Annotated in this window: 7 protein-coding genes; 3 read left to right on the top strand and 4 right to left on the bottom strand. The window is 73.6% G+C overall.

The features are described from left to right. Positions 1-420 (bottom strand): ATP-binding cassette domain-containing protein (locus tag Q7L73_RS22905; RefSeq protein WP_304692220.1); only part of this gene is annotated, 420 nt, incomplete at its 3' end. Positions 421-598: 178 nt separating this feature from the next. On the opposite strand from Q7L73_RS22905, the gene Q7L73_RS22900 reads away from it, so the two are divergent. After that, positions 599-2,887, top strand: a complete 2,289-nt coding sequence (locus Q7L73_RS22900) for a bifunctional anthranilate synthase component I family protein/class IV aminotransferase (RefSeq protein WP_304692218.1) — start codon at positions 599-601, stop codon at positions 2,885-2,887. An 80-nt stretch (positions 2,888-2,967) separates the two neighbouring features. Here Q7L73_RS22900 and Q7L73_RS22895 read toward each other — a convergent pair whose 3' ends face one another. Continuing rightward, a complete protein-coding gene (locus Q7L73_RS22895; protein WP_304692216.1) occupies positions 2,968-3,981 on the bottom strand; it encodes a hypothetical protein in 1,014 nt (337 codons plus the stop codon). 177 nt (positions 3,982-4,158) lie between these two features. On the opposite strand from Q7L73_RS22895, the gene Q7L73_RS22890 reads away from it, so the two are divergent. Next, positions 4,159-4,728: an RNA polymerase sigma factor gene (locus tag Q7L73_RS22890; protein WP_304692214.1), complete on the top strand. Its 570-nt coding sequence runs from the start codon at positions 4,159-4,161 to the stop codon at positions 4,726-4,728. Positions 4,729-4,756: 28 nt separating this feature from the next. On the opposite strand, the gene Q7L73_RS22885 is transcribed toward Q7L73_RS22890, so the two are convergent. Beyond that, positions 4,757-5,017: a ferredoxin family protein gene (locus tag Q7L73_RS22885; protein WP_304692212.1), complete on the bottom strand. Its 261-nt coding sequence runs from the start codon at positions 5,015-5,017 to the stop codon at positions 4,757-4,759. Beyond that, complete coding sequence (locus Q7L73_RS22880) at positions 5,014-5,619, bottom strand: superoxide dismutase (RefSeq protein WP_304692210.1); 606 nt, start codon at positions 5,617-5,619, stop codon at positions 5,014-5,016. The genes Q7L73_RS22885 and Q7L73_RS22880 overlap by 4 nt, the downstream gene beginning before the upstream one ends. Before the next feature lie 57 nt (positions 5,620-5,676). Here Q7L73_RS22880 and Q7L73_RS22875 point away from each other — a divergent pair, with 57 nt between their 5' ends. After that, on the top strand, positions 5,677-6,375 hold the full coding sequence (locus Q7L73_RS22875; RefSeq protein WP_304692208.1) for a metalloregulator ArsR/SmtB family transcription factor: 699 nt from the start codon (positions 5,677-5,679) through the stop codon (positions 6,373-6,375). The last annotated feature ends 14 nt before the right edge of the window (positions 6,376-6,389 follow it).

Here is a 6,389-nt window from a genome sequence, read left to right as displayed (position 1 = left end):
CCCGCCCGCGCCGTCGCTGCGCCCGCCGCCCGCGCGCTCGCCGCGGCCGCCCGCGCGCTCGCCGCGCCGGCCGCCCGCGTCGACGCCGCTGCGCAAGCCGTAGGCGAGGTTGTCGCGGACGCTGCCGGGGAGCATCGTCGGCAGCTGGCCGACGAGCCCGACGCGCCGTCGCAGCGCGGTCGCCTCGACGGACGCGACGTCGACGCCGTCGAGCAGGACCGTGCCGGCGTCCGGCTCCAGCAGGCGGTTGCAGCAGCGCAGCAGTGTGCTCTTGCCGGCGCCGGAGGGCGCGATCACGACCGTCACCGCTCCCTTCGGCACAGCGCAGGAGACGTCGCGCAGCACCGGCCGCCCGCCGAGCGTGAGCGCGACGCCGCGCAGCTCCAGCCCCTCGCCCCCGCTGTGCGCGTTCGCGGCCATCGCGGCAACGCTAGCGCGGGCACCTCACCGCGCGCTGATGCCGCGGGCTGCATCGCTCGCGCCGGCACGTATCCGCGCGACGGTGCTGCCGGCTGGAGCGGTTCTCGCGAGAACGTCGCCTGGGGCTGCCGGAGACGGCACGGAGCGACGCGGCGGGGCGGCGCATATCCTCCTCGCCATGGACGCCGTGCGGCTGCTGCGCGTGCCGCTCGCCGGCGACTGGTCCGTCGCCGCGGCGGCGGGCGCGCTGGCGCACGAGCCGCTGCCGTTCGCGCTCAGCGGCCGCTGGGCCGGCGGCGGCGCGATCGTCGGCGCCTCGCCGCTGCGCATCGCCGGCCCCGACGAGGACCCCTTCGCGCTGCTCGACGCGCTGCCTCCGCTCGCTCCCGACGCCGCCGCCCCCGCCGATGCCGCCCCCGCCCCGCACAACGCCGCCCCACCCGCCGACGCCGTCGGCAGCGCCCCCGCCCCGCACGACGCCTCCCCACCCGCCGACGCCGCCGGCAGCGCCCCCGCCCCGCACGACGCCTCCCCACCCGCCGACGCCGTCGGCGGCGGGTGGTTCGGGTGGCTCGGCTTCCAGCTCGGCGGGCGGGTCGAGCGGCTGCCTCCGCCTCCGCCCCGCCCGGTCCCGCTGCCGCCGTTCCAGCTCGCCTACTACGACCATCTGCTGCACCGCGACCCGGCCGGCCGCTGGTGGTTCGAGGCGCTCGCCAGCCCCGCGCGCGAACAGGCCCTCGCCGCCCGCCTCGACCACCTCCGCGCGCTCCTCGCCGGCGCGGGTGACGCAAACCGCGGCGCAGCCGACGCACATCGCGGCGCGGCCGACACAAACCGCGGGGCGCCTGACACAAAGCGCGGCGCGGCCGCGGCGCCGCAGTTCCACGTCGCCGGGGACGGCGCCGCCGCGCATCTCGCCGCGGTCGCCGACTGCCGCGAGCGGATCGCGGCCGGTGAGCTGTTCCAGGCGAACATCTGCCTCCGCTTCGAGGCGGGGTGGCCCGGCGACGCGACCGCGGCCGGCGCCGGCGACGCCCTGATCGACCTCTACGGCCGTGCGCAGGAGCGGCTCGACCCGGCCTACGGCGCGCTCTTCCCGACGCCGGACGGCGGAGTCGCCTCGCTCTCGCCGGAGCTGTTCCTGCGGCGCCGCGGCCGCGCGGTCGAGACGGCTCCGATCAAGGGGACGATCGCGCGCGACGGCGACGCCGAGCGGCCGTCGGCGGCCGCTGCGCGGGCGCGGCTGCTGGCCTCGCCGAAGGACCATGCCGAGCACGTGATGATCGTCGACCTGATGCGCAACGACCTCGGGCGCGTCTGCGACTACGGCTCGGTCGTCGCCGCGCCGGTCCCGGAGGCCGAGGCGCATCCGGGCCTCTGGCACCTCGTCTCGCGGGTGCGCGGCACGCTCCGCGCCGACGTCGGCGACGGCGCGCTGCTGCGCGCGACCTTCCCGCCGGGCTCGGTCACCGGCGCGCCGAAGGTCCATGCGCTGCAGGTGATCGACGCGCTGGAGGCGACGGCACGCGAGGTCTACACCGGCGCGATCGGCTACGCGAGCCCGCTCGCGGGACTGGAGCTGAACGTCGCGATCCGCACCTTCGAGGCCGCCGCCGGCCGCCTCTGGCTCGGCGCCGGCGGCGGGATCGTCGCCGACTCCGACCCGGCCGCGGAGCTGGAGGAGTGCCACGTCAAGGCGCGCCCGCTGATCGCCGCGATCGGCGGCACGCTCGCCCCCTCCCCCACCCGAGCGGTCACGGACCTGCCACCCCCCGCCCTCCGCCATCCGCGCCGCCGGCCCGACCCGGCGCGCGGGATCTTCGAGACGCTGCTCGTGCGCGACGGCGCTGCGCTCGCGCTGAGCGAGCACCTCGCGCGGCTCGCGGCAAGCGCGCGAACGCTCTACGGGCTCACGCTGCCCGACGGGCTCGCCGACGAGATCGCGGCCGCCGCATCAGGGCTGGACGGGCCGCACCGGCTCAGAATCGCGCTCGCCCCCGCCGACGCGACGACGACCGTCGCCACCGCCCCCACCGCTCCCCGCACCCGGCCGGTCCCGCTCGTCCCCTTCACGCTCCCCGGCGGGCTCGGGGCGCACAAGTGGCTCGACCGCGACCTGCTCGACGAGCTGACCGCCGAGGCGCGACACCAGACCGGCGACGCCGACGCGACGCCGCTGCTGGTCGACGGCGCCGGCAACGTGCTCGAAGCCTCGTGGGCGGCGGTCATCGCGGTGACCGGCGAGACGCTGCTGACCGCGCCGGCCGACGGGCGGATCCTGCCGAGCGTCAGCCGTGCGCGGCTGCTCGCCGCGGCGCGCGCGGCGGGCCGGCAGGTCGTGGAGGCGCCCCTCCCGCTCGCCCGCCTCGCGCAAGCCGACGCGATCGTGCTCACGAGCGCGCTCGGCGAGGCGCGCGCGCTGCTGGCAGCGCCCGCCGCCGGCAGCGCGGCCGTCCCGCGCGGCTGAGCAGCCCGGAAACGGAAACGGCCCGCCCCTCGAACGAGGGACGGGCCGCAGCGCTGCGACGACTGCGTGTCAGCTGTCGATCAGCGCGCGGTCGCGCTGAACGAGCCGCTCGCGATCGGCGTGCCGGCCGCGAGTCTGCCGGCCAGCGACGGCGAGACGGCGCCGATCGCCGTGGCGCCGAACTGGCTCAGTCTGACGATGACGCCCGTGGCGCCGACCGCGCGCGTGGCGGGGTCGACCGTCGTCTGGACGCCGGCCAGATCGAGGTCGGCGATCGCGCCGACGCTCGTGTCGAGCACCGACGGGTTGCCGATCTTGACCGTCAGGTTCGACAGCGGGACCGGGCCGAGGCTCAGGCCGCCGTCGTGCGTGATCGAGCCGAACAGCGTTCTCGTGTCGAGCGCGCCGCCGTTGATCGGGAACGCGAACGAGCCGGTCGCGGGGTCGGCCGTCGCCGGAGCGATCGGCGCGACCGCGACGCCGGCGCCGCCGAGCGCCTGGACGATCTGCGGGATGAACGTGAGCGTGGTCGTGCCTCTCTCCAGCGCGATCTCGTTCGACGTCGGCGCGATCGCCGCGACGCCGAGCGCCGTGCCGGCCTTGAAGCTTCTGACCTTGAACGCTCTGTTGAGCGCCGCGGCACCCTTCTTGCTGAGGCCGAGCTTGGCGCCGGAGACGTCCGTCGCGAAGCCTCTGCGGGTGACCTTGCCGCCCTTGACGGTGCCGAAGGCGAGGTTGGCCTTGCCGACCTTCGCCGACGCCGTGCCCTTGGCCGTGTCAAGCACGATCGCGCTGAGCGTGACCTTCGTCTTGCCGGCCTTGAGCGTCAGCTTCGCGCTCTTGTGGTCGATCGTGCCCTTGGCGTTCGCCGGGTCGATCGAACCACCGCTGATCTTGAACTTCGTCGAACCCGAGACGGTGATGCCAGCGCCCTTGAGCGCTCTCGCCGTCTTCTTGTCGAGCTTCAGCGTGGTCGTGCCACCGCTGAGTCTGACCGTCGTCGCCGCGTTGGCGGGAGCTGCAACGACGCCGACCGTCGCGGCAACGCCGATCGCCACTGCGAGGCGGCCGTGCCAACCGTACCTCGATCTCATGACGAGTCCTTTCAATTGGGGGGATCTCCTCCAGTGGAACCTAAGCGTCCCACCGAATGCATGTCAAACCCGATACGTCTGTCCAAGTTTCTGTGGTTAAGCCCGGTCGACGCGCCAACTCCTACCGACGCCATACCGTTGCCCGCCGCGTGAGCTGCGACAGTGGACATGCCCCCGATGCGCCGAAGCAGCCCGTCAACCACCGAGCTTCGCATCGCCGACGGCCTCCGTCGCGGAGACCCCGACGCGGTCCGCGCGCTCTACGCCGAGTACGGCCCGCGCACGCTCGCCGAGATCTCCGACACGCTCGGGGATCGCAACGCGGCCGAGGACGTCTTCCAGCAGGTGCTGCTGGAGGCATGGCTGCGCTGCGACTCCTACGACCCGCAGCGGGCGTCGCTGCGCACCTGGCTGGCGACGATCGCCCGCTCGCGCGCGATCGACCATCTGCGCAGGCGCGTGCCGGAGCCGTTCGACCCCGCCGACGCGACCGAGGACCGCGGCGTCACCTGCTGGGAGCGCGAGCCGTCGACCGACGTCGTCGACCGGATGCTGGTCGACGGGATGCTGGCGCGGCTGTCGCCGGTCGAGGCCGAGGTCGTGCGGCTGCACTTCCACATGGGCTTCAGCCAGAGTCAGATCGTCGCCCACACGGGGATACCGCTGGGCACCGTGAAGTCCCGCATCGCGAGCGCGCTGAGGCGCCTGCGGGCGATGCTGGAGGAAGAGGAGCGCACGCCGCTCTGACTGCCAGAGCGACGTGCGGACAGCTCCTCTAGTTCTGGAAGAACGCGGCGTTTCTCTGCCCGTAGTCGACCCACTGCTCAGGCAGCAGGTCCTCCGGGAAGATCGCGTCGACCGGGCAGGCCTCGACGCAGGCGTCGCAGTCGATGCACTCCTCGGGGTCGATGTAGAGCATCTCGGCCTCGGCGAACCCGGGCTCGTCCTGGGTCGGGTGGATGCAGTCGACCGGGCAGACCTCGGTGCACGAGACGTCCTTCGTCCCGATGCAGGGCTCCGCGATGACGTAGGTCATGAGGCGGCCGCGAAGCGCTCGGCGACCTTGTCCCAGTTCACCACGTTCCAGACGGCCTTGAGGTAGGCCGGACGCAGGTTCTGGTACTTCAGGTAGTACGCGTGCTCCCACACGTCGATGCCGAACAGCGGCGTCTTGCCGTCGGCCAGCGGCGTGTCCTGGTTCGGCGTCGAGGTGACCTCGAGGCCGCTGTCGCCCTTGACGAGCCACGCCCAGCCGGAGCCGAAGCGGCCGGCGCCGGCGGCCTCGACCTTGGCCTTGAACTCGTCGAACGAGCCGAACGCGCTGTCGATCGCGGCCGCGAGGTCGCCCGTCGGGGCGCCGCCGCCGTCGGGCGAGAGCGACTCCCACCAGAGCGTGTGGTTGTAGTGGCCGCCCGCGTTGTTTCTGAGGACGTTGAGCTTGTCGGCCGGCAGCTTGTCGAGGTTCTTCAGCAGCTCCTCGACCGGCTTGTCAGCCCACTCCGTCCCCTCGAGCGCCTCGTTGGCTCTGTTGACGTACGTGGCGTGATGCTTGTCGTGATGAAACTGCTGGGTCGCCTCGTCGATGTGGGGCTCCAGCGCGTCATAGGCGTAGGGAAGCGGGGGAAGCTCGTAGGCCATCTAGGGCTCCTTCGTGGTCCTCGGCGGATATAGACAGTCGCTACTGTTCAAACATACATGCAACCGGCGCTCGGTCCAGTCCTCGCAGAGCTTGCACCTACCCGCAGGGCGCTGCTCGTCACCCTGCGCAAGCGCGGAGAGGCGCGCGCGGAGGAGCTGGCGCAGGAGCTGGGGATCACCGTCAGCGCCGTTCGCCAGCATCTGAGCGGCCTCGCGGCGGCCGATCTCGTCGTCCACAGAGACGAGCGCGCCGGCCCCGGACGGCCCCGTCGCAGCTACGCGCTCGGGCCGGCCGCCGAGGCGCTCTTCCCGAAAGCCTACGGCGAGCTGACGCTGGAGCTGCTCGACCACCTCGCCGAGGAGGACCCGGGCGTCGTCAGACGCGCCTTCGAACGCCGCCGCGACGCACGCGTCGCGCGTGTGAGGGAGCGCGTCGCCGACCTCGGCTTCGCGGCCGCGGTCGCCGAGGTCGCGCGCGTGCTCGACGAGGACGGCTACCTCGCCGACATCGAGCCGACCGAGGACGGCGCCGGCTTCCTGCTGCGCGAGCACAACTGCGCGATCCTCGCGGTCGCCAGACGCTACGGCCACGCCTGCTCGACCGAGCTGTCGTTCCTGCGCGAGGTGCTGCCGGACGCCGACGTCAGACGCGTCGCGCACATCTTGAGCGGCAACTTCGCCTGCGTGTACGAGGTGCGCGAGCGGTCGCGTGAGCGTGGCCGGATCGTGGATGCTGGGCACGATCCGATCCCGTGACCAGACCGGGTCGT

Origin of the sequence: Conexibacter sp. CPCC 205762 (genome assembly GCF_030646155.1) — a bacterium.
Classification (GTDB): domain Bacteria; phylum Actinomycetota; class Thermoleophilia; order Solirubrobacterales; family Solirubrobacteraceae; genus Conexibacter.
The sequence above is the reverse complement of the archived record's forward strand: the minus strand, read 5'-3'. Positions and strand labels throughout refer to the sequence as shown.

Coding starts and splice junctions, on each gene's coding strand:
- Q7L73_RS22900 (WP_304692218.1), top strand. CDS start 599: ATGGACGCCGTGCGGCTGCTGCGCGTGCCGCTCGCCGGCGACTGGTCC.
- Q7L73_RS22895 (WP_304692216.1), bottom strand. CDS start 3,981: ATGAGATCGAGGTACGGTTGGCACGGCCGCCTCGCAGTGGCGATCGGC.
- Q7L73_RS22890 (WP_304692214.1), top strand. CDS start 4,159: ATGCGCCGAAGCAGCCCGTCAACCACCGAGCTTCGCATCGCCGACGGC.
- Q7L73_RS22885 (WP_304692212.1), bottom strand. CDS start 5,017: ATGACCTACGTCATCGCGGAGCCCTGCATCGGGACGAAGGACGTCTCG.
- Q7L73_RS22880 (WP_304692210.1), bottom strand. CDS start 5,619: ATGGCCTACGAGCTTCCCCCGCTTCCCTACGCCTATGACGCGCTGGAG.
- Q7L73_RS22875 (WP_304692208.1), top strand. CDS start 5,677: ATGCAACCGGCGCTCGGTCCAGTCCTCGCAGAGCTTGCACCTACCCGC.